The 19,731-nt window shown below is 41.7% G+C and carries 33 protein-coding genes; 1 reads left to right on the top strand and 32 read right to left on the bottom strand.

All coding sequences use genetic code 11. From position 1 onward, the window contains the following. Positions 1 to 19 precede the first annotated feature (19 nt). The 32 genes from rpsM to Q7O55_RS01345 all read right to left on the bottom strand — a co-directional run bounded on the left by rpsM (position 20) and on the right by Q7O55_RS01345 (position 17,313). A complete protein-coding gene (rpsM, locus tag Q7O55_RS01500; RefSeq protein ID WP_004695149.1) occupies positions 20 to 388 on the bottom strand; it encodes a 30S ribosomal protein S13 in 369 nt (122 codons plus the stop codon). Between the two features lie 23 nt (positions 389 to 411). Continuing rightward, positions 412 to 525, bottom strand: coding sequence for a 50S ribosomal protein L36 (gene rpmJ, locus Q7O55_RS01495; protein ID WP_004695148.1), 114 nt, complete (start codon positions 523 to 525; stop codon positions 412 to 414). A 26-nt stretch (positions 526 to 551) separates the two neighbouring features. Beyond that, positions 552 to 770: a translation initiation factor IF-1 gene (gene infA, locus Q7O55_RS01490; protein ID WP_004695147.1), complete on the bottom strand. Its 219-nt coding sequence runs from the start codon at positions 768 to 770 to the stop codon at positions 552 to 554. 22 nt (positions 771 to 792) lie between these two features. Continuing rightward, positions 793 to 1,563: a type I methionyl aminopeptidase gene (gene map / locus Q7O55_RS01485; protein ID WP_004695146.1), complete on the bottom strand. Its 771-nt coding sequence runs from the start codon at positions 1,561 to 1,563 to the stop codon at positions 793 to 795. Positions 1,564 to 1,566: 3 nt separating this feature from the next. After that, complete coding sequence (locus tag Q7O55_RS01480; RefSeq protein ID WP_004695145.1) at positions 1,567 to 2,130, bottom strand: adenylate kinase; 564 nt, start codon at positions 2,128 to 2,130, stop codon at positions 1,567 to 1,569. 12 nt (positions 2,131 to 2,142) lie between these two features. Continuing rightward, the gene (gene secY / locus Q7O55_RS01475) at positions 2,143 to 3,405 is read right to left on the bottom strand and encodes a preprotein translocase subunit SecY (RefSeq protein ID WP_012864761.1); all 1,263 of its coding nucleotides are present in this window, start codon (positions 3,403 to 3,405) and stop codon (positions 2,143 to 2,145) included. 1 nt (position 3,406) lies between these two features. Beyond that, a complete protein-coding gene (rplO, locus tag Q7O55_RS01470; protein ID WP_004695141.1) occupies positions 3,407 to 3,853 on the bottom strand; it encodes a 50S ribosomal protein L15 in 447 nt (148 codons plus the stop codon). A gap of 22 nt (positions 3,854 to 3,875) precedes the next feature. Next, entirely contained in the window at positions 3,876 to 4,055 is a 180-nt protein-coding gene (rpmD, locus tag Q7O55_RS01465; protein ID WP_004695138.1) for a 50S ribosomal protein L30, read from the bottom strand. A 14-nt stretch (positions 4,056 to 4,069) separates the two neighbouring features. Next, the gene (gene rpsE / locus Q7O55_RS01460; RefSeq protein WP_004695136.1) at positions 4,070 to 4,573 is read right to left on the bottom strand and encodes a 30S ribosomal protein S5; all 504 of its coding nucleotides are present in this window, start codon (positions 4,571 to 4,573) and stop codon (positions 4,070 to 4,072) included. Between the two features lie 18 nt (positions 4,574 to 4,591). Next, on the bottom strand, positions 4,592 to 4,954 hold the full coding sequence (gene rplR, locus Q7O55_RS01455; RefSeq protein ID WP_004695135.1) for a 50S ribosomal protein L18: 363 nt from the start codon (positions 4,952 to 4,954) through the stop codon (positions 4,592 to 4,594). A gap of 35 nt (positions 4,955 to 4,989) precedes the next feature. After that, positions 4,990 to 5,535 carry a 50S ribosomal protein L6 gene (gene rplF / locus Q7O55_RS01450; protein WP_004695131.1) on the bottom strand — a complete coding sequence of 182 codons (546 nt, stop codon included), beginning with the start codon at positions 5,533 to 5,535 and terminating at the stop codon, positions 4,990 to 4,992. A 24-nt stretch (positions 5,536 to 5,559) separates the two neighbouring features. Continuing rightward, positions 5,560 to 5,946, bottom strand: a complete 387-nt coding sequence (rpsH, locus tag Q7O55_RS01445; protein ID WP_004695128.1) for a 30S ribosomal protein S8 — start codon at positions 5,944 to 5,946, stop codon at positions 5,560 to 5,562. A 27-nt stretch (positions 5,947 to 5,973) separates the two neighbouring features. Continuing rightward, positions 5,974 to 6,243, bottom strand: a complete 270-nt coding sequence (gene rpsN, locus Q7O55_RS01440) for a 30S ribosomal protein S14 (protein WP_004695122.1) — start codon at positions 6,241 to 6,243, stop codon at positions 5,974 to 5,976. A 16-nt stretch (positions 6,244 to 6,259) separates the two neighbouring features. Then, positions 6,260 to 6,799 (bottom strand): 50S ribosomal protein L5, encoded by a 540-nt coding sequence (rplE, locus tag Q7O55_RS01435; protein ID WP_004695119.1) that lies wholly within the window; start codon positions 6,797 to 6,799, stop codon positions 6,260 to 6,262. A 23-nt stretch (positions 6,800 to 6,822) separates the two neighbouring features. Further along, a complete protein-coding gene (gene rplX, locus Q7O55_RS01430; protein WP_004695118.1) occupies positions 6,823 to 7,143 on the bottom strand; it encodes a 50S ribosomal protein L24 in 321 nt (106 codons plus the stop codon). A gap of 18 nt (positions 7,144 to 7,161) precedes the next feature. Next, positions 7,162 to 7,530, bottom strand: coding sequence for a 50S ribosomal protein L14 (rplN, locus tag Q7O55_RS01425; RefSeq protein WP_004695117.1), 369 nt, complete (start codon positions 7,528 to 7,530; stop codon positions 7,162 to 7,164). Between the two features lie 24 nt (positions 7,531 to 7,554). Next, on the bottom strand, positions 7,555 to 7,815 hold the full coding sequence (gene rpsQ / locus Q7O55_RS01420) for a 30S ribosomal protein S17 (RefSeq protein ID WP_295206356.1): 261 nt from the start codon (positions 7,813 to 7,815) through the stop codon (positions 7,555 to 7,557). A 39-nt stretch (positions 7,816 to 7,854) separates the two neighbouring features. Beyond that, the gene (gene rpmC / locus Q7O55_RS01415) at positions 7,855 to 8,058 is read right to left on the bottom strand and encodes a 50S ribosomal protein L29 (RefSeq protein ID WP_004695115.1); all 204 of its coding nucleotides are present in this window, start codon (positions 8,056 to 8,058) and stop codon (positions 7,855 to 7,857) included. Next, the gene (gene rplP / locus Q7O55_RS01410; RefSeq protein ID WP_004695114.1) at positions 8,048 to 8,485 is read right to left on the bottom strand and encodes a 50S ribosomal protein L16; all 438 of its coding nucleotides are present in this window, start codon (positions 8,483 to 8,485) and stop codon (positions 8,048 to 8,050) included. The genes rpmC and rplP overlap by 11 nt, the downstream gene beginning before the upstream one ends. Then, a complete protein-coding gene (gene rpsC / locus Q7O55_RS01405; protein WP_004695113.1) occupies positions 8,485 to 9,153 on the bottom strand; it encodes a 30S ribosomal protein S3 in 669 nt (222 codons plus the stop codon). The genes rplP and rpsC overlap by 1 nt, the downstream gene beginning before the upstream one ends. 16 nt (positions 9,154 to 9,169) lie before the next feature. Further along, the gene (rplV, locus tag Q7O55_RS01400) at positions 9,170 to 9,505 is read right to left on the bottom strand and encodes a 50S ribosomal protein L22 (protein WP_004695112.1); all 336 of its coding nucleotides are present in this window, start codon (positions 9,503 to 9,505) and stop codon (positions 9,170 to 9,172) included. 13 nt (positions 9,506 to 9,518) lie between these two features. Beyond that, entirely contained in the window at positions 9,519 to 9,800 is a 282-nt protein-coding gene (gene rpsS, locus Q7O55_RS01395) for a 30S ribosomal protein S19 (RefSeq protein ID WP_004695110.1), read from the bottom strand. Between the two features lie 23 nt (positions 9,801 to 9,823). Next, positions 9,824 to 10,654, bottom strand: a complete 831-nt coding sequence (rplB, locus tag Q7O55_RS01390; RefSeq protein WP_303927796.1) for a 50S ribosomal protein L2 — start codon at positions 10,652 to 10,654, stop codon at positions 9,824 to 9,826. Between the two features lie 26 nt (positions 10,655 to 10,680). Next, positions 10,681 to 10,965, bottom strand: coding sequence for a 50S ribosomal protein L23 (gene rplW / locus Q7O55_RS01385; RefSeq protein ID WP_004695108.1), 285 nt, complete (start codon positions 10,963 to 10,965; stop codon positions 10,681 to 10,683). Beyond that, positions 10,965 to 11,588, bottom strand: a complete 624-nt coding sequence (gene rplD / locus Q7O55_RS01380; RefSeq protein ID WP_004695105.1) for a 50S ribosomal protein L4 — start codon at positions 11,586 to 11,588, stop codon at positions 10,965 to 10,967. Before rplD ends, rplW begins: the two co-directional genes overlap by 1 nt. A gap of 26 nt (positions 11,589 to 11,614) precedes the next feature. Continuing rightward, positions 11,615 to 12,256 carry a 50S ribosomal protein L3 gene (rplC, locus tag Q7O55_RS01375; protein WP_004695102.1) on the bottom strand — a complete coding sequence of 214 codons (642 nt, stop codon included), beginning with the start codon at positions 12,254 to 12,256 and terminating at the stop codon, positions 11,615 to 11,617. 12 nt (positions 12,257 to 12,268) lie between these two features. Then, positions 12,269 to 12,580 (bottom strand): 30S ribosomal protein S10, encoded by a 312-nt coding sequence (rpsJ, locus tag Q7O55_RS01370; protein WP_303927795.1) that lies wholly within the window; start codon positions 12,578 to 12,580, stop codon positions 12,269 to 12,271. Positions 12,581 to 12,764: 184 nt separating this feature from the next. Continuing rightward, entirely contained in the window at positions 12,765 to 13,952 is a 1,188-nt protein-coding gene (tuf, locus tag Q7O55_RS01365; RefSeq protein WP_278458059.1) for an elongation factor Tu, read from the bottom strand. Between the two features lie 50 nt (positions 13,953 to 14,002). Beyond that, a complete protein-coding gene (fusA, locus tag Q7O55_RS01360) occupies positions 14,003 to 16,078 on the bottom strand; it encodes an elongation factor G (RefSeq protein ID WP_303927794.1) in 2,076 nt (691 codons plus the stop codon). Between the two features lie 15 nt (positions 16,079 to 16,093). Further along, the gene (gene rpsG / locus Q7O55_RS01355) at positions 16,094 to 16,564 is read right to left on the bottom strand and encodes a 30S ribosomal protein S7 (protein WP_004693556.1); all 471 of its coding nucleotides are present in this window, start codon (positions 16,562 to 16,564) and stop codon (positions 16,094 to 16,096) included. 52 nt (positions 16,565 to 16,616) lie between these two features. Beyond that, positions 16,617 to 16,991, bottom strand: a complete 375-nt coding sequence (rpsL, locus tag Q7O55_RS01350; protein WP_004693554.1) for a 30S ribosomal protein S12 — start codon at positions 16,989 to 16,991, stop codon at positions 16,617 to 16,619. Between the two features lie 76 nt (positions 16,992 to 17,067). Continuing rightward, positions 17,068 to 17,313: a ribosomal L7Ae/L30e/S12e/Gadd45 family protein gene (locus Q7O55_RS01345; RefSeq protein ID WP_303927792.1), complete on the bottom strand. Its 246-nt coding sequence runs from the start codon at positions 17,311 to 17,313 to the stop codon at positions 17,068 to 17,070. A 355-nt stretch (positions 17,314 to 17,668) separates the two neighbouring features. On the opposite strand from Q7O55_RS01345, the gene Q7O55_RS01340 reads away from it, so the two are divergent. Then, a complete protein-coding gene (locus tag Q7O55_RS01340; RefSeq protein ID WP_303927790.1) occupies positions 17,669 to 19,690 on the top strand; it encodes a BCCT family transporter in 2,022 nt (673 codons plus the stop codon). The last annotated feature ends 41 nt before the right edge of the window (positions 19,691 to 19,731 follow it).

Raw genomic sequence — 19,731 nt, 5'->3', positions numbered from 1 at the left:
GCTTTATCCCTCCTTTATCTTATTTCTTTTTACCAGCAATTGCTTTTCTAGGACCTTTGCGAGTACGTGCATTCGTTTTAGTACGTTGACCACGAAGTGGTAAACCCATACGATGACGTTTGCCTCGATAGGAGTTGATTTCAATTAAGCGTTTAATGTTAAGAGCTTCTTCACGACGAAGGTCACCTTCTACTTTGTAATCAGCATCTAACAATTCACGGATTTTCGCTACTTCATCTTCAGAAAGATCGCGAACGCGTGTGTCAGGATTGATGCCAGTTTTAGCAATAATTTCAGATGCTAAAGTTGGACCAATACCATAAATATAAGTTAAACCAATTTCCACTCGTTTATCACGAGGTAAATCTACACCGGCGATACGTGCCATCTAATCATCCACCTCCTATCAGATTATCCTTGTTTTTGTTTATGTTTTGGATTTTCGCAAATAACCATTACACGGCCTTTGCGTTTAATGATTTTACATTTTTCGCATATCTTTTTAACTGATGGTTGAACCTTCATTAGTACCTCCTTTGTGGACCCTATGCTTATTTAAAGCGATAGGTGATGCGACCACGATTTAAGTCATACGGTGTCAGTTCCATAGTAACTTTATCACCAGGAAGAATACGGATAAAATTCATACGCATTTTACCTGACACATGAGCCAATACGATATGACCATTTTCCAATTCAACTTGGAACATGGCATTCGGTAATGCCTCAACGACCGTACCTTCCACCTCAATAACGTCTTCTTTTGACATATCTTTTCCTCCGGTTACCTGTTTATTTAATTAACCGCGGTTCTTCCCGCATAGTTAATATTTCAGGGCCGTTTTCTGTAACAACCACTGTATGTTCGAAATGAGCAGCAGGTTTACCATCTACTGTAACTGCTGTCCAGTCATCCCCTAATACACGAACACGATGTGTCCCTAGAGTTATCATCGGTTCAATACACAATACCATACCTGGTTTCATAAGAGGTCCTTGATCAGGACTACCATAGTTTGGTATTTGCGGATCTTCATGCATTTCGCGGCCTAAACCATGACCTACGAAGTCGCGTACGACACCGTAACCATGTTTCTCACAATACGTTTGAACAGCGTGACCGATAGCACCAATACGGTTACCGACTTTCACTTGTTCAATTCCCTTGAACAGACTTTCCTCTGTAACTTTTAACAATTTCATCACATCGGGTTTGACGTGACCAATAGGAATCGTCACAGCCGAATCGCCGTGATATCCATCAATAGATGATACGAGATCAATACTGAGGACATCGCCGTTTTTAAGCTTACGCTTAGCGCTCGGAATACCATGAACGACTTCTTCGTTAATAGAAGCACAGATTGTAGCGGGGAATCCATAGTACCCTTTACAACTTGGTATACCACCGTGGCTGCGAATATATTCTTCGGCAATTGTATCTAACTCAAGCGTCGTGATGCCAGGTTTAGCCTTTTTTACTAACAAGGACAACGTGTCTGCTGTAAGCTTACTTGCCTTGCGGATACATTCAATCTCATGGGGCGATTTTAAAATAATCATAGATTATTTCTCCAACGCCTTAATGATGTCAGCAAATACTGCGTCTACATCTTGTAAACCATTGATTTCTTGATACAATCCACTATTGCGATAGTAATCAATTAATGGTTTAGTAGATTCTTCGTACACAGCTAGACGTTTCTGTACTGTTTCAGGGTTATCATCAGCACGATTTTCTAGAACAGCTCGTTCGCTAATACGTTTAACCAATTCCTCGGAAGGAACATTTAAGTTAAGTACAGCGTCCAAAGAAATTCCTAATTCTTTAAGGATTGCATCCAAGGACACAGCTTGCGCTGTAGTTCTTGGGAATCCATCAAGAATAAATCCAGATTTGCAGTCATCTTTCACCAAGCGATCACGTACGATACCAACAGTTACGCTGTCTGGTACCAATTGACCAGCATCGATGTATTTCTTAGCCTCAACTCCAAGAGGTGTTTCGTTCTTAATCGCAGCGCGGAACATATCACCTGTTGAAATTTGGGGAATACCGTATTTTTCAATAAGTCGAGCTGCCTGAGTGCCTTTACCAGCACCAGGAGGTCCCATTAATAGAATATACATATTGTTTCCCTCCTATTTCACAAAGCCTTTATAGTGGCGTGTTACCATGAGCGACTCAATTTGTTGCATTGTATCAAGTGCTACACCTACAACGATGAGAAGAGCCGTACCACCAAAGTATACGCCTTGGACGCCGGTTATACTACCGAGGAAATTCGGTATAATAGCAACGACAGCTAAGAATACAGCGCCAGCCAAAGTGATCTTGGTCATCACGTTATCCACATAATCAGCAGTTGGTTTACCCGCACGAATACCTGGAATAAAACCACCGTATTTTTTCATATTATCTGCCATATCTGTAATGTTGATAGAGATTGCAGTATAGAAATACGTAAAGATAAAAATCAATATCGCATACAATGCCGTTTGTAACGGCGTCCCCCATGTAAATAAATCAGCAACTTTATGAACAAATTCATTGTCAATAAATTGTGCAATCGTTACAGGGAACATCAACACAGATGACGCAAAGATAATTGGGATTACACCTGCCTGATTGACTTTCAACGGCAAGAATGTAGAGTGACCACCGTACATTTTTCGCCCTACTACGCGTTTTGCGTATTGGATAGGAATGCGACGTTGGCCTTGTGTAACTGCCACTACGACAGCGATCATCGCAAGTGCAATTACAGCAAATAAGAATGCTTGGAACATGTTAATGGTTCCGTTTTGGATATATTGATAAATAGTTTCGAGACCATCTGGCAATCGAGCTACGATACCAGCAAAGATGATCAAGGAAATACCATTACCTATACCATATGCTGTGATTTGCTCACCAATCCACATCAACAAACATGTGCCTGCTGTGAGGATGATAGCCACAACGAATACGCTAAGGAAATCATTATTTACCAAAGCGTTGTTTGCTCTAAGAGCAAATGCCATACCAGCGGCTTGTACAAAGCCAAGGACTACGGTGCCATAACGAGTTACCTTCGCTATTTTCTTACGCCCGTCTTCACCATCTTTACTCCATGCTTCAAACTGAGGAACTACAGACTGAAGCAGTTGCATGATGATGGAAGCATTAATGTAAGGGGTAATACTCATCGCAAAGATAGAGAACTTACTTAGCGCACCACCAGCAAACAAGTCTAATAGACCAAATAGGTTACCGGATGTAAACAAGGATTCAATAACAGATGCATCTACACCTGGTACTGGGATGTGAATGCCGGCTCTAAACACAGCAAACATCATCAATGTGTACAAAATCTTGTTACGTAATTCAGTAATCTTAAAGATGTTCGAGAGGCTATCTAGCACCCTAGATCACCTCAACTTTTCCGCCTGCTGCTGTGATTTTTTCTTCAGCAGCTTTAGTGAAGCCATTAGCGATAACAGTCAAGTTTTTAGTTTCCAATGTACCGTTACCTAAAATACGAATACCATCGCGTACATTTTTCAAAATGCCAGCTTCAATAAGAGCTACTGGATCAACTGTTGCACCATCTTCAAAGCGATTTAATTGTGCTACGTTAACTTCAGCATATTGTTTAGCAAAAACGCTGTTGTTGAAACCGCGTTTTGGTAAACGACGATAAAGAGGCATTTGGCCGCCTTCAAAACCGGAGCGAACGCCACCGCCAGAACGGGAGTTTTGACCTTTTTGACCACGACCAGATGTTTTACCCAAGCCAGAACCTAAACCACGGCCTACACGAGTACGAGTTTTTTTAGAACCAGCTGCTGGTTGTAATTCATGAAGTTTCATTCAGTGCACCTCCTTATCAGTATTAAACTTCTTCAACTTTTACTAAATGTCTAACTTTATGAAGCATTCCTTCGATTTGAGGTGTTACTTCTTTTACGACTTGAGAATTAGTTTTTTTCAAGCCCAAAGCTTTAACTGTCGCGCGTTGATCTTCAGGACGACCGATTAAGCTTCTTGTTAATGTTACTTTAACTTGTGCCATTTCTTGTCTCCTTATTACGCGTTATAGATTTCTTCAACGGTTTTACCACGAAGCTCAGCAACTTCGCTAGCGCGTTTCAAATCTTTCAAACCTTCGATTGTAGCGCGAACCATATTGTTAGGGTTAGAAGAGCCCAAAGATTTAGTCAAGATGTTACGAACACCTACTAATTCCAATACGGCACGAACAGGGCCACCAGCGATAACGCCAGTACCTTCAGCAGCTGGTTTCAAGAATACGCGGCCTGCACCGAATACGCCTGTTACGCTGTGAGGGATTGTACCATTTTTAATAGCTACGTTTACAATATTTTTCTTAGCATCATCGATACCTTTACGAATTGCTTCTGGTACTTCCGCTGCTTTACCTAAGCCAACGCCTACATAACCGTTGCCATCACCAACAACTACAAGAGCGCTGAAGGAAAAACGACGACCGCCTTTAACTACTTTGGCTACGCGGTTGATGAATACTACTCTTTCTTTAAGATCAAGACTGGTGTAGTCAATTCTCGCCATGTCTATAGTTCCTCCTTCTTAGAATTTTAAGCCTGCTTCACGAGCACCTTCTGCAAGGGCTGCTACGCGGCCGTGGTAAATATAACCACCACGGTCAAACACTACAGTGTCAATGCCTTTAGCGATAGCTTTTTTAGCAACTGCTTCACCAACAGCTTTAGCAGCAGCTACGTTACCACCATAGGATAAGTTCAAATCTTTATCTAAAGAGCTAGCAGCAACCAAAGTTGTACCTGCTACGTCATCGATTACTTGTGCGTAAATGTTGCTCAAAGAACGGTAAACGTTCAAACGTGGGCAAGTTGCCGTACCAGAGATGTGACGGCGAATACGAAGATGACGTTTTGCTCGAGCGATATTTCTACTAGATTTACGAGGCAAGATATTCACTCCTTTCATTCATATAGATGATATTACTATTTACCTTTTGCACCAGCTTTACCAGCTTTGCGACGAACAACTTCGCCTTCATAGCGGATACCTTTACCTTTGTAAGGTTCAGGTTTTCTCCATTTACGGATATCAGCTGCTACTGCACCTACAACTTCTTTGTCTGCACCAGACACAACGATTTTGTTAGGAGCTGGAACGTCGATTGTAATACCAGCTGGAGCTTCCATTTCTACTGGATGAGAGAAGCCAAGTGTAAGCGCTAATTTATTGCCTTGTTTAGCCGCTCTGTAACCAACACCGTTGATTTCAAGAGTTTTTGTAAATCCTTCAGATACGCCTGTTACCATATTAGCAACAAGAGCGCGAGTCAAACCGTGAAGGGAACGATGATTTTTATCGTCGGAAGGACGAGTTACTGTGATTGTGTTACCTTCTACAGTGATATTCATATCTGGATGCAAATCGCGAGATAATTCACCTTTAGGGCCTTTTACGTTCATATGATGGTTATCATATGTAACAGTAACGCCTGCAGGGATCTCGATAGGCATTCTACCGATACGTGACATTATTTCTACCTCCTATTGCTACTATTACCAAACGTATGCGATTACTTCGCCACCAAGACCTTCTTTACGAGCTTGTTTGTCGCTCATAACGCCTTTGGACGTAGAAATAACTGCGATACCCAAACCACCAAGTACACGAGGAAGTTCTTCCTTTTTCGCGTAAACACGTAAACCTGGTTTGGAAATACGTTTAATTCCTGTAATAACTTTCTCGTTATTGGAACCATATTTCAAAGTTACTTTTAAAGTGTTTTCTTCTTTTTCAACGTTCTTTACAAAGCCTTCTTGTAAAAGGATGTCAAGAACGGCTGCTTTCATTCTAGATGCAGGAATGTTTACCGTTTCATGAAGTGCAGCGTTTGCATTACGGATGCGCGTAAGCATATCCGCGATAGGATCGGTCATTACCATAATCTAAAAACCTCCTCTCGTCTAATATTACCAGCTGGCTTTTTTAACACCAGGAATTTGTCCTTTGTACGCCAATTCACGGAACGCAATACGGCTGATACCGAATTTACGCATATAGCCGTGAGGACGACCAGTTAAGTTGCAACGGTTGTGCAAGCGTGTTGGGGATGCATTTGCTGGTAATTTGGATAAGCCTTCATAATCACCTGCCGCTTTTAACGCTTCACGTTTAGCTGCATATTTTTCAACGATTTTAGCGCGTTTCTTTTCGCGTTCAATCATAGATTTTTTAGCCATCTATATGTTCCTCCTATTATTTTTCAAAAGGCATACCGAATTGAGTCAACAATTCACGAGCTTCTTCATCTGTCTTAGCACTTGTTACGATAATGATATCCATACCAGTAACACGTTCTACCTGATCATATTCGATTTCAGGGAAGATGAGCTGTTCTTTAAGACCCAAAGCGTAGTTACCACGGCCATCGAATGCAGTAGCGCTGATACCGCGGAAGTCACGTACACGAGGTAATGCCGCATTGATCAATCTATCAAGGAATTCATACATGCGTTCGCCACGAAGAGTAACTTTTGTACCCAACGCCATGCCTTCACGAACTTTGAAGTTCGCAATGGATTTTTTAGCTTTTGTGATGACAGGTTTTTGACCAGCAATGATAGTCAAGTCATTAACTGCTGCTTCCAATGCTTTTGCATTACCTACTGCATCACCTACGCCGATGTTGATAACGATTTTTTCCAATTTAGGAATTTCCATTACGTTGCCGTATTGGAATTTTTCTTGCATACTCTTTTTGATTTCAGAGTTGTATTGTTCAAACAAACGAGACATTTATGTAGCTCCTCCTTTCCTGATTATTTAAGTACTGTACCGGATTTAACAGTAGCGCGAACGAATTTACCGTCCTTACCTTCTACCTTTTTGATACGAGTAGCTGTTTTAGTTTCTGGATCAACAACCATTACGTTAGAAACGTGAATGCCCGCTTCTTTAGTAACGATGCCTCCTTGTGGGTTAGCTTGGGAAGGTTTTGTGTGACGTTTTACAGTATTAACGCCTTCAACAAATACGCGTTCTTTTTTAGGTTCAGTTGCAATAACTGTACCTTGCTTACCTTTATCTTTACCGGAGATAACAACAACTGTATCGCCTTTTTTGATTTGTAGCTTAGCCATATGCTGCGTTCCTCCTTCTTATAATACTTCTGGAGCCAAAGAAACGATTTTCATGAAGTCTTTTTCACGAAGTTCTCTAGCTACAGGTCCAAAGATACGAGTACCACGAGGGGTCTTGTCATCTTTAATAACTACTGCTGCGTTTTCATCGAAACGAATATAGGAACCGTCTTGACGGCGGATACCTTTTTTAGAACGAACAATAACAGCTTTAACTACGTCGCCTTTCTTGACAACGCCACCGGGTGATGCATCTTTTACAGAAGCAACGATTACGTCACCGATATTGCCGAATTTGCGATAAGAACCGCCCATGACTTGGATGCACATAATACGTTTAGCACCAGTGTTGTCGGCAACATTCAAAATTGTTTGTTGCTGGATCATCGTCTATTCCTCCTTACATCACTCTTATTTTTGTCTTTCAAGAATTTCAACAACTCTCCAACATTTATCTTTAGAAAGTGGACGAGTTTCTACAATTTTAACTGTATCGCCAACTTGGCACTCATTATTTTCATCATGAGCTTTGAAGCGTTTTGTGCTAACCATTGGCTTGTTATATAATGCGTGAGGTACTTTACGTTCTACAGCAACAACAACAGTTTTATTCATTTTGTCGCTTACAACTTTACCTACGCGAACTTTACGTACGTTTCTTTCTTCTGCCACGATTTTAAGCCTCCTTTTCAACCATTAACAAATCTGTTATTATGCGTTTTCAGATTTAAGTTCAACTTCACGTTGTACAGTTTTAATACGAGCGATTGTCTTCTTAACTTCACGAATGCGCATAGGATTCTCTAATTGACCTGTTGCAAGCTGAAAACGGAGGTTAAATAACTCTTCCTTAAGACCGGAAACTTTTTGTTCCATTTCGGCAGCGCTCATATTGCGAATGTCATTAACCTTCATTTACGTCACCACCCAATTCTTTACCCTTAACAACAAATTTGCATTTGATTGGAAGTTTATGGCTTGCAAGACGCATAGCTTCACGAGCTGTAGCTTCTGGCACACCGTCCATTTCAAACATTACACGACCTGGTTTAACCACTGCTACCCAGTATTCAGGAGAACCTTTACCGGAACCCATACGAGTACCAGCTGGTTTAGCTGTGATTGGTTTGTCAGGGAAAATTTTAATCCATACTTTACCACCACGTTTGATATAACGAGTCATAGCAATACGGGCAGCTTCGATTTGACGGTTAGTGATCCAAGATGGTTCGCATGCTACCAAGCCGAACTCACCATGAGACACTGTATTACCGCGCATAGCACGACCTTTCATACGGCCGCGGAATTGCTTACGATGTTTTACGCGCTTTGGAATAAGCATTACTTGCCACCTTCTTCCTTCTTAGCAGGTGCTTGTTTTGCTTCTGGCAAAACTTCACCTTTGTAAATCCATACTTTAATGCCGATACAACCATATGTTGTATGAGCTTCAGCAGTACCGTAGTCAATGTCTGCACGAAGTGTATGCAAAGGAATAGAACCTTCACGGTAGGATTCGCTACGAGCGATTTCAGCACCGCCAAGACGACCGCTTACCATGATTTTGATACCTTTTGCACCTAAGCGCATTGTACGACCTACAGCTTGTTTCATTGCACGGCGGAAGCCGATACGACGTTCCAATTGGCCCGCAATGTTTTCAGCAACTAATGTTGCATCCATATCTGCTTGTTTAATTTCTGCAATGTTAACATCCACTTGTTTATCAGTGAAACGAGTCATTGCTTTTTTGATATCTTCGATACCAGCACCACCACGACCGATAACCATACCTGGTTTCGCAGTGTGGATAGTCAATTTAATACGTTTATTTGTACGCTCGATTTCAATGCGGGAAATACCAGCAATGAAAAGGGTTTCTTTCAAGAAGTTACGAATTTTTACGTCTTCATGAAGATTAGCAGCGAAATCTTTATCTGCATACCATTTTGCGTCCCAATCTTTTACGATACCGACACGCAAACCGTGTGGATTAACTTTTTGACCCACTCTGTTTCCCTCCTTCTTAAGCTCTTTCTTTAACTACTACTGTTACGTGGCTAGTACGTTTCAAAATTTTGAAAGCTTGACCACGGGAACGAGGATGAATGCGTTTTAATGTAGGGCCTTGATCAACGAAGATCTCGGATACGTAAAGATTGTCAACATTCATATCGAAATTATGTTCAGCGTTTGCGATTGCAGAACGCATAACTTTTTCTACTACATCAGCGCCAACTTTCGGAGTGAACTTCAAGATGGCAAATGCTTCGCCGATGTTTTTACCGCGCACTAAATCTGCAACGATACGGATTTTACGAGGCGCGATTCGGATATGTCTAGCGATTGCTTTTGCTTCCATGTATTATTTCCTCCTATTTTTTGCCTGTAGATTTTTCGTCCTTACCATGACCTCTATAAGTACGTGTAGGAGCGAACTCACCTAATTTATGACCTACCATATCTTCTGTAATGAATACAGGTACATGTTTGCGACCATCATGCACAGCAATTGTGTGGCCTACAAAACTTGGGATAATAGTAGAGGCACGGGACCAGGTTTTTACAACTTTCTTTTCGTTAGTTTCGTTTAAAGCTTCAACTTTCTTAAGCAAATGATCTGCTACGAAAGGGCCTTTTTTTATAGATCTGGACACTATTTTATCTCCTTTCCTTTATCCTATTTTGTACGACGTTTAATGATTAAGCTATTAGAAGCTTTTTTCTTGTCGCGAGTTTTAACACCATGTGCTGGTTTGCCCCAAGGTGTAACAGGATGTTTACGACCAACAGGAGATTTACCTTCACCACCACCATGTGGATGGTCACAAGGGTTCATTACAACACCACGGTTGCCAGGGCGAACACCCATCCAACGATGACGACCAGCTTTACCGATTACAAGGTTGCTATGGTCAGCGTTACCAACAACACCAACTGTTGCACGGCACTCTTGACGAACACGACGCATTTCACCAGATGGTAAACGAAGAATAGCGTAGCCATTATCTTTACCCATCAATTGAGCAGATGTACCAGCGGAACGAACGATTTGACCACCTTTACCGATTTTCAATTCGATATTGTGGATTTGTGTACCGTCTGGAATATTAGCCAATGGTAAGCAGTTACCATGTTTAATATCGGACTCAGGACCGGAGAATACAACGTCACCAACTTTTAGACCGTTAGGAGCTAAAATGTAGCGTTTTTCACCATCAGCGTAGTTAAGCAAAGCGATACGAGAAGAACGGTTAGGATCATACTCGATTGTTGCTACTTTAGCTGGAATATTATCTTTAGTACGTTTGAAGTCAATAATACGGTATTGACGTTTGTGACCGCCACCTTGGTGACGAACTGTCATTTTACCAGTATTGTTACGACCACCTTTTTGAGAAATCTTAGCGAGCAAGGATTTTTCTGGTTTGCTTGCTGTGATTTCGTCGAAGGCGGATACTGTCATAAACCGGCGACCAGCGGAGTACGGTTTAAATGATTTAATTGCCATTAGTGGGCCTCCTTACAACTAGACTCTTAGACACCTTCAAAGAATTCAATGGATTCGCCAGCTTTTAAGGTTACGATAGCTTTTTTGTAATCGCTACGTTTACCTTGTGTACGACCCATGCGTTTAGTCTTACCTAAAACACGAATAGTAGCTACTTTTTCTACTTTTACATTGAAGATTTTTTCAACTGCTTGACGGATTTGCACTTTATTTGCAGTCAAAGGCACACGGAAAGTGTATTTGCCTTCTTCCATAAGCATAGTGGATTTTTCGGTAATAACCGGGCGGATTAGTACATCATGTAATTGCATTATCCGAGCACCTCCTCGATTTTTGCGACAGCGCCTTTAGTAATGAAGAGCTTATCGTAATGAAGAAGATCGAAAATGTTCATACCTTCGCAAGCCAAAGCTTTTACACCTTGAATGTTGCGAGCGGAACGTTCAACATTTACATCACCTTCAGTGATGAACAATACTTTTGCATCACCAACGTTGAAGCTGTTAATAATGTTCAACACTTCTTTTGTTTTAGGAGCTGCTAATGTGATTTCTTCCAAAACGTATAATTCGCTATTATTCACTTTATCGCTAAGAGCAGATTTAACTGCTAAACGTCTAGCCTTACGAGGCATAGCTTTGTAATAGCTGCGAGGTTGTGGACCAAATGTAGTACCGCCACCGATCCAGATTGGGGAGCGGCTGGAGCCTGCACGAGCACGGCCAGTACCTTTTTGTTTCCAAGGTTTGCGGCCACCGCCACGAACCATACCTCTAGTTTTTGTTGCATGTGTGCCGAGACGTTCGTTAGACAATTGACGAACTACGGCTTGATGCATTACGGCTTCGTTAACTTCAACGCCGAATACTGCATCGTTTAACTGTATTTCACCGACTTTAACGCCGGATTGATTATATGTTGCTACTGTAGGCATTACATAATCCTCCTTTCGACAAATGATTATTTAACAGGTTTAACCGTGTTGCGAACCATAACCAAGCTACCTTTAGCGCCTGGGATACCACCTTTAACCAATAAAAGGTTACGTTCAGCATCAACTTTCACAACGGATAAGCGTTGTACGGTAACTCTGTAACCACCCATTTGTCCAGGGAGTTTTTTACCTTTGTATACCTTACCGCCGCCACCGGAGATCATAGGACCGATGGAACCAGGTTCACGGTGAGATTTAGAACCATGAGTTTCAGGACCACGGGAGAAGTTATGGCGTTTAATTGTGCCAGCAAAACCCTTACCTTTACCTGTACCCACTACGTCCACCAATTCACCTTCTGCGAAGATATCAGCTGCCAGAGTTTGGCCTACTGTGTAGTCAGCTGCATTAGCTACGCGAACTTCGCGAAGATATTTCACTGGAGCTACGCCAGCTTTGTCGAACTGACCTTTTACAGGTTTTGTTAAATGTTTTTCTTTAATGGAACCATAACCAATTTGTACTGCTTCGTAGCCGTCTGTTTCTACAGTCTTTACGCGCACTACAACGCTTGGGGTAGTTTCCACTACTGTTACAGGAACTAATTGGCCTTCAGCTGTGAAGACTTGTGTCATTCCTAATTTTTTACCCAAAATAGCTTTAGACATTATCGCACCTCCTTATAGTTTTATTTCAATAGACACACCAGCTGGTAAATCTAAACGAGTGATAGCATCTACTGTTTTCGAATTTGGTTCAAGAATATCGATTAAGCGTTTATGTGTACGCATTTCGAATTGTTCACGAGAATCTTTATTTACGTGTACAGAACGAAGAATTGTGAAGATATTCTTTTCTGTTGGCAATGGAATCGGACCAGATACCATAGCGCCAGTTCTTTTTGCAGTGTCTACGATCTTAGCAGCGCTTTGATCGAGAGCTTTGTGGTCGTATGCCTTAAGGCGAATACGGATTTTTTGCTGTTTAGCCATTATTAATAATTCCTCCTGTCGTCCATTTCGTGAATGGGCTGCTCCATAGAAATTCTCCTCCGCAGAGGCAACCTTCTACTTCATAGTTTAAAAACACAACACGAGAGCGGCATTATCTGCCGCTCTGAGTGCTGCATATATTGTGCTCAACGCATTTATTCTACGATGAGCATAAAAGATTAAATTAACCTTCGATTGCTGTTACTACGCCAGCGCCTACTGTATGGCCACCTTCGCGGATCGCGAAACGAAGACCTTCTTCGATAGCGATTGGAGTAATCAATTCGATTTCCATTGTTACGTTATCGCCAGGCATACACATTTCTACACCTTCAGGAAGGTTTACAACACCTGTTACGTCTGTTGTACGGAAGTAGAATTGTGGACGGTAGTTGGAGAAGAATGGAGTATGGCGGCCACCTTCTTCTTTAGTCAATACGTATACTTCTGCTTTGAATTTTGTGTGTGGATTAATGGAACCTGGTTTAGCCAATACTTGACCACGTTCAATATCTTTACGATCAACACCACGAAGCAATGCACCTACGTTGTCACCGGCTACTGCAGAATCCAACACTTTACGGAACATTTCAAGACCTGTTACTACGTATTGTTCAGCTTTTTCTTTCAAGCCTACTACTTCAACAGTATCACCAACGTTTACTTGACCACGTTCAACACGGCCAGTTGCTACTGTACCACGACCAGTGATTGTGAAAACGTCTTCCACAGGCATCAAGAATGGTTTATCAGTGTCACGAACTGGTGTTGGGATGTAGGAGTCTACAGCGTCCATCAATTCGTCAATTTTAGCTACATATTGAGCATCGCCTTCCAAAGCTTTCAACGCGGAACCTACAACGATAGGTACTTCGTCGCCAGGGAATTCGTAGGAAGAAAGAAGTTCACGAACTTCCATTTCTACCAATTCGATCAATTCTTCATCATCAACCATGTCAGCTTTGTTCAAGAATACTACGATTGCAGGAACACCAACTTGGCGAGCCAACAAAATGTGTTCGCGAGTTTGAGGCATAGGGCCGTCAGCTGCGGATACAACCAAGATAGCGCCGTCCATTTGAGCCGCACCAGTAATCATGTTTTTAACATAGTCAGCATGGCCTGGGCAGTCAACGTGTGCATAGTGACGGTTAGCAGTTTCGTACTCAACGTGTGCAGTGTTAATTGTGATACCGCGTTCACGTTCTTCTGGAGCTTTATCGATCATGCTGTAATCTTGGAAGTCAGCTTGACCTTTTTCAGCCAATACTTTAGTGATTGCAGCAGTCAAAGTAGTTTTACCATGGTCAACGTGACCGATTGTACCGATGTTAACATGCGGTTTCGTACGTTCAAATTTTTCTTTTGCCATTTTAAATTATCCTCCGAGGAAAATAGTAATTCTATTAATCTAATGTAAGATTAACCGTTTTTCTTTGCTTGAATTTCTTCAGCAATTTTCTTAGGAACTTCTTCATAATGATCGAATGTCATGGAGTAGTTACCGCGACCTTGGGTTTTGGAACGAAGATCTGTTGCGTAACCAAACATTTCGCTCAATGGAACATATGCTTTGATATGTTGGGAACCATTACGAGCTTCCATGCCGTCCATGCGACCACGACGAGAGTTCAAGTCACCGATAACGTCGCCCATGTATTCTTCAGGTACGTCTACTTCTACAGCCATGTATGGTTCAAGCAATGCAGGGTCTGCTTTGCGAGCACCTTCTTTGAAGCCCATAGAACCAGCAATTTTGAAGGCCATTTCGTTGGAGTCAACGTCATGGTAGGAACCATCAAATACGATAACTTTAACATCAACCATAGGGTACCCAGCGATAACACCGGATTCCATAGCTTCTTTAACACCGCTTTCAACAGGTCCGATGTATTCACGAGGAATCGCACCACCTACAACCTTGTTTTCAAACTCGAAACCAGCACCTGGTTCTTGAGGAATCAATTCCAACCAGCAGTGACCATATTGGCCACGACCACCAGATTGACGTACGAATTTACCTTCAGCCTTAACAGCTTTACGGATAGTTTCGCGGTATGCTACTTGAGGCTTACCTACGTTACAATCTACTTTAAATTCACGGTTCATACGGTCAACGATGATATCCAAGTGAAGTTCGCCCATACCAGAGATAATAGTTTGACCTGTTTCTTCATCAGTACGAACTTTGAAAGTAGGATCTTCTTCTGCCAAACGAGCAAGAGCTGTACCCATTTTTTCTTGGTCAGCTTTTGTTTTAGGTTCAACAGCAACGGAAATAACTGGTTCAGGGAATTCCATGGACTCAAGAATTACAGGAGATTTTTCATCACACAATGTGTCGCCTGTAGTAGTATCCTTTAAGCCAACCGCCGCAGCGATGTCACCAGAATATACGCGTTCGATTTCTTTACGGGAGTTAGCGTGCATTTGAAGAATACGGCCGATACGTTCTTTTTTACCTTTAGTGGAGTTGAAAACATAGGAGCCGGATTCCAATGTACCAGAGTACACACGGAAGAACGCTAATTTACCAACATAAGGGTCAGCCATGATTTTGAATGCCAATGCGGAGAATGGCTCTTCATCGGAAGAAGGACGAGTTGTTTCTTCTTCAGTACCAGGAACAACACCTTTAATAGGTGGGATATCGATTGGAGCTGGCATATAATCGATTACAGCATCCAACAACATTTGTACACCTTTATTTTTGTAGGAAGAACCACAAAGAACTGGGAACAATTGGTTAGCAATAACAGCTTTACGCAATGCCGCTTTCAATTCTTCCATAGAAATTTCTTCGCCTTCCAAATATTTCATCATGATATCATCATCTGTTTCAGCGATAGCATCGACCATCATTTCACGACGAGCTTCTGCTACTTCTTGATATTCAGCAGGGATATCAGTGATTTCATATTCTTTACCGTCATCGGATTTGTAAATTTCCGCTTTCATAGTCATCAAGTCAATGATGCCTTCAAAAGTATCTTCAGCACCGATTGGTACTTGGATAGCTACGGAATTTGCACCCAAACGAGTTTTCATCATGTCAACTACGTTGAAGAAGTCAGCACCTACAGTATCCATCTTATTTACATAAGCGATACGAGGTACACCATAGTTAGAAGCCTGACGCCATACAGTTTCGGATTGAGGTTCAACACCACCTTTAGCACTGAACACCGCAACAGAACCGTCAAGTACACGTAGAGAACGTTCTACTTCTACAGTAAAGTCAACGTGACCAGGAGTATCGATGATGTTGATACGATGTTCTTTCCATTGACAAGTTGTTGCAGCAGAAGTGATTGTGATACCACGTTCTTGTTCTTGCTCCATCCAGTCCATCGTAGCAGCGCCTTCATGTACTTCGCCGATCTTGTGAACGATACCTGTATAGTAGAGGATACGTTCTGTAGTTGTTGTTTTACCAGCATCGATGTGAGCCATGATACCGATATTACGAGTTTTTGCTAAGGAAAACTCTCTTGCCACAGTTGTCACCTCTTATTACCAACGATAATGAGCAAATGCTTTATTAGCTTCTGCCATTTTATGAGTATCTTCTTTTTTCTTGATTGCAGCGCCTGCATTGTTGAAAGCGTCCATCAATTCGCCTGCCAAACGTTCTTTCATAGTGCGTTCACCACGAAGACGAGCGTAATTTACAACCCAACGAATACCGAGGGTTTGACGGCGATCAGCACGAACTTCAACTGGCACTTGATAGTTCGCACCACCGATACGGCGAGCACGTACTTCAAGTACAGGCATAACATTTTTCAATGCTTGATCAAAAACTTCCATTGGGTCTTGACCCATTTTGGAACGAATAATTTCGAATGCATCATATACGATAGTTTCAGCAATGCCTTTTTTACCATCGTACATAACTTTGTTAATGAAACGTGTTACTAATTTGCTGTTGTACACCGGATCTGGAAGTACATCACGTTTCGGAACAGGGCCTTTTCTTGGCATGTTCAATTCCTCCTTTATAATGATGTGTGTTAATTTCGTTTACTGGCTAAAATTATTTTTTAGCTTTTTTCGCGCCGTATTTGGAACGACTTTGCATACGGTTTTGTACGCCAGCTGTATCCAATGCACCACGAACGATGTGATAACGCACACCTGGAAGGTCTTTTACACGACCGCCTCTGATAAGTACAACACTGTGTTCTTGTAAATTGTGACCAATGCCTGGGATGTAAGCAGTTACTTCAATAGCGTTTGTCAAACGTACACGAGCAACTTTACGAAGCGCGGAGTTTGGTTTCTTTGGAGTAGCTGTGTACACACGAGTACATACACCACGTTTTTGTGGAGATTCTTGAAGCGCAGGAGCTGTAGATTTTTTAGTCAAGCTCATGCGTCCTTTGCGTACTAGCTGATTAATTGTTGGCATTTGGGCACCTCCTTTCCAAATTTGAGATTTATAATTGATCCGTCATAACAAAGTGTTACATCGGATATTACCGAGATTAACGTAGGATGCCTACAGCTGTGGCCCGCACCTTGATGCGACACGCACGTCCAAGATCATCCATGGTGTGCTCGTCATTCACAGGTATCCTCTGTTCTTCACAAGCAATCCGTAAAGGCTGTACCACACGTTCATCACTATCACAACCCAGGAACACGTACTTCACAGCACCTTTAGCAATTTGTTTCAACGTTTGCTTGGCACCGATTGTTTTGTTCACCGACTTCAGATGGGCAATGTCCATTGTACTAATTCTCCTTACGAAATTATGCCCATTAGGCATACCTCGCCTAAAGCACTATGTAAGTATATCAATTACAGCAGGCCGTGTCAAACAATTTCCAATGTCATACACCGCTCTACATCTGCATTTTATATGTACACTTACCCGTGTGTTTCACGCAATCTTGAATTATAAATGAAGAGCGTTTTTTTATTCATATATCATTATTTTTATGTATAAATAATCATTCTATACATTTGCTATTATTTTTTCTTTTACCAATTATGCAAAATTAATATAAACACCATTTTATTATGATATAAATTAATACAGAACAAATATTTGTATTTATAAGTTACTAAAGAAAGGAGATTATATGACTAAACTCATCAAACGTTATTCAAATTTTAATCCCCCTGTAATTATAGGTAGCTTGTCTATCGTCTTAGGACTGAGCTTATGTGCCCTTCTGATTCCGCAAATATCTCAAACGATTCTCCAAGGGGTTCGTGATATTATATTTGAAGATTTCAGCTGGTTTTATGTTTTATCCATAAGTCTCTTCTTTATCTTCAATATCTTTCTTGTACTTAGTTCGCTAGGTGACATCAAACTGGGTAGCGATGACGAAGAAGCGGAATTCTCTTATACCGCCTGGCTCGCCATGTTATTTGCGGCGGGTACCGGTGTAGGTCTCATGTTCTTCGGAACTGCTGAGCCGCTCTCACATTATCACTCTGCTGTAGGCTTAGTCGATGGTGCACCTAACGCCAAGGAAGCGTTATTCCGCTCCATCTTCCACTGGGGCATCAATGCATGGACGGTATACGGCATTATGGCTTTAGCATTAGCGTATTTCGGTTTTCGCTATAAATTGCCATTATCACTACGTTCATGTTTCTATCCTCTGTGGAAGGATAAGATCAATGGCCCACGGGGGCATATCATCGATATCATCGCACTTTGCGTAACTTTATTAGGTATTGTAACCACCTTAGGATTTGGTGCCGCCCAACTAGGTGCGGGCTTTCTATATATTGACGTCATTTCCGCTAACGACTTTCCCGCACAAACGGTCATCATCATCGTCATTATGTTCATTGCCGTTTTATCTGCTGTTACAGGTATTGATAAAGGCGTTAAGCTGCTCAGTGAAATCAATATATCGGTTGCATTAGTCTTAATGCTCTTTGTACTCTGTACAGGTCCTACATTGCTCCTATTAAATACAACGGTAGAAAACTTTGGATACTATTTATCACATATTTTAGGGCAAAGCTTCTATACATCTATCTATACACCAGAAACCCGACCATGGTTCTTCAGCTGGACCATACTATTCTGGGCTTGGTGGTTATCTTGGGCGCCATTCGTCGGCATGTTCATCGCACGAATCTCAAGAGGTCGCACAATTCGAGAATTCATCTTTGGGGTACTCATTATTCCAACTGTATTTACTATCGTTTGGTTTACTATCTTTGGTAACACTGCAATTTATATCGACGAAACAGTAGCAAACGGTGCACTCGGTGCATTAACCGATAAACCAGAACAACTACTCTTTGCATTTCTTGAATATTTACCTTTATCCGGTTTGACTAATCTCCTATCGATTATCGTATTGGCATTATTTTTCATCACATCCGCCGACTCGGGGATTTATGTATTAAATAATATTGCCGCTTATGACAAAGGCACGCCATCACCGAAATGGCAGTGTCCAATGTGGGGCGCCGTAATGGCATTCCTAGCCATCAGCTTGCTCAGCATCGGCGGACTCAACGTACTCCAGTCGGTAACACTCATTCTCGCCTTACCGTTTGCAGCCTTGATGGTTATCATGTGCTACAGCTTATGGCAGGGATTATTGACAGATACACAATACTTTAACACAAAACTTTCAACCACATCCATCTACTGGGACAGCAAGAACTGGAAGCAAGGTCTTGCCAAAATACTCAATCAAACGCAGTCAGAAGATGTTATCTCCTTTATGAAAACGACAGCACTACCTGCTATGTATCAGCTCAATAAAGAATTGACCGAAGAGTACGGATTAACTACGAGAATTGACAAAAATTTCAACGGTAACGATGCCTCCGTAGAATTGACCATAGAAAAAGAATCAATGCGTAACTTTACCTACGGCATCAAGCTCGTTACGCAAGAGGTATCAGATCATCTCATTGAAGATCCTAACATTCCTCACATTACTGAAAGCACCAACGCAATTCCTATGACATATTTCAGTGACGGGCGCGCCGGATACGATGCGCAGTATATGACACGGGAGGATATTATTACCGATATCATTCGACAGTACGAACGATATCTTACTTTATCGGATGACGTCGGTTATGACATCATGGCTCATGATGCGGAGGAAGCGGCCGAGTAGTTTTTATAGCTCAAAAATCAATATATGCCTATAACAAAAGG

It is taken from the genome of Veillonella parvula, assembly GCF_945949885.1.
GTDB lineage: Bacteria > Bacillota > Negativicutes > Veillonellales > Veillonellaceae > Veillonella > Veillonella parvula_B.
The sequence above is the reverse complement of the archived record's forward strand: the minus strand, read 5'-3'. Positions and strand labels throughout refer to the sequence as shown.

Bases quoted from the DNA above. Each gene is read 5' to 3' on its own strand.
- rpsM (WP_004695149.1), bottom strand. From the start codon at position 388: ATGGCACGTATCGCCGGTGTAGATTTACCTCGTGATAAACGAGTGGAA.
- rpmJ (WP_004695148.1), bottom strand. From the start codon at position 525: ATGAAGGTTCAACCATCAGTTAAAAAGATATGCGAAAAATGTAAAATC.
- infA (WP_004695147.1), bottom strand. From the start codon at position 770: ATGTCAAAAGAAGACGTTATTGAGGTGGAAGGTACGGTCGTTGAGGCA.
- map (WP_004695146.1), bottom strand. From the start codon at position 1,563: ATGATTATTTTAAAATCGCCCCATGAGATTGAATGTATCCGCAAGGCA.
- Q7O55_RS01480 (WP_004695145.1), bottom strand. From the start codon at position 2,130: ATGTATATTCTATTAATGGGACCTCCTGGTGCTGGTAAAGGCACTCAG.
- rplO (WP_004695141.1), bottom strand. From the start codon at position 3,853: ATGAAACTTCATGAATTACAACCAGCAGCTGGTTCTAAAAAAACTCGT.
- rpmD (WP_004695138.1), bottom strand. From the start codon at position 4,055: ATGGCACAAGTTAAAGTAACATTAACAAGAAGCTTAATCGGTCGTCCT.
- rpsE (WP_004695136.1), bottom strand. From the start codon at position 4,573: ATGGCGAGAATTGACTACACCAGTCTTGATCTTAAAGAAAGAGTAGTA.
- rplF (WP_004695131.1), bottom strand. From the start codon at position 5,535: ATGTCACGTATCGGTAGAATGCCTATCGAGATCCCTGCAGGCGTTACT.
- rpsH (WP_004695128.1), bottom strand. From the start codon at position 5,946: ATGGTAATGACCGATCCTATCGCGGATATGCTTACGCGCATCCGTAAT.
- rpsN (WP_004695122.1), bottom strand. From the start codon at position 6,243: ATGGCTAAAAAATCTATGATTGAACGCGAAAAGAAACGCGCTAAAATC.
- rplE (WP_004695119.1), bottom strand. From the start codon at position 6,799: ATGTCTCGTTTGTTTGAACAATACAACTCTGAAATCAAAAAGAGTATG.
- rplX (WP_004695118.1), bottom strand. From the start codon at position 7,143: ATGGCTAAGCTACAAATCAAAAAAGGCGATACAGTTGTTGTTATCTCC.
- rplN (WP_004695117.1), bottom strand. From the start codon at position 7,530: ATGATCCAGCAACAAACAATTTTGAATGTTGCCGACAACACTGGTGCT.
- rpmC (WP_004695115.1), bottom strand. From the start codon at position 8,058: ATGAAGGTTAATGACATTCGCAATATGAGCGCTGCCGAAATGGAACAA.
- rplP (WP_004695114.1), bottom strand. From the start codon at position 8,485: ATGCTTATTCCAAAGCGCGTAAAACATCGTAAGCAATTCCGCGGCCGT.
- rplV (WP_004695112.1), bottom strand. From the start codon at position 9,505: ATGGAAGCAAAAGCAATCGCTAGACATATCCGAATCGCGCCTCGTAAA.
- rplB (WP_303927796.1), bottom strand. From the start codon at position 10,654: ATGGCAATTAAATCATTTAAACCGTACTCCGCTGGTCGCCGGTTTATG.
- rplW (WP_004695108.1), bottom strand. From the start codon at position 10,965: ATGCAATTACATGATGTACTAATCCGCCCGGTTATTACCGAAAAATCC.
- rplD (WP_004695105.1), bottom strand. From the start codon at position 11,588: ATGCCTACAGTAGCAACATATAATCAATCCGGCGTTAAAGTCGGTGAA.
- rplC (WP_004695102.1), bottom strand. From the start codon at position 12,256: ATGTCTAAAGCTATTTTGGGTAAAAAATTAGGAATGACACAAGTCTTC.
- rpsJ (WP_303927795.1), bottom strand. From the start codon at position 12,580: ATGGCTAAACAGCAAAAAATCCGTATTCGCCTTAAGGCATACGACCAC.
- tuf (WP_278458059.1), bottom strand. From the start codon at position 13,952: ATGGCAAAAGAAAAATTTGAACGTACGAAACCGCATGTTAACATCGGT.
- rpsG (WP_004693556.1), bottom strand. From the start codon at position 16,564: ATGCCAAGAAAAGGCCCTGTTCCGAAACGTGATGTACTTCCAGATCCG.
- rpsL (WP_004693554.1), bottom strand. From the start codon at position 16,991: ATGCCAACAATTAATCAGCTAGTACGCAAAGGACGCATGAGCTTGACT.
- Q7O55_RS01345 (WP_303927792.1), bottom strand. From the start codon at position 17,313: ATGGACATTGCCCATCTGAAGTCGGTGAACAAAACAATCGGTGCCAAG.
- Q7O55_RS01340 (WP_303927790.1), top strand. From the start codon at position 17,669: ATGACTAAACTCATCAAACGTTATTCAAATTTTAATCCCCCTGTAATT.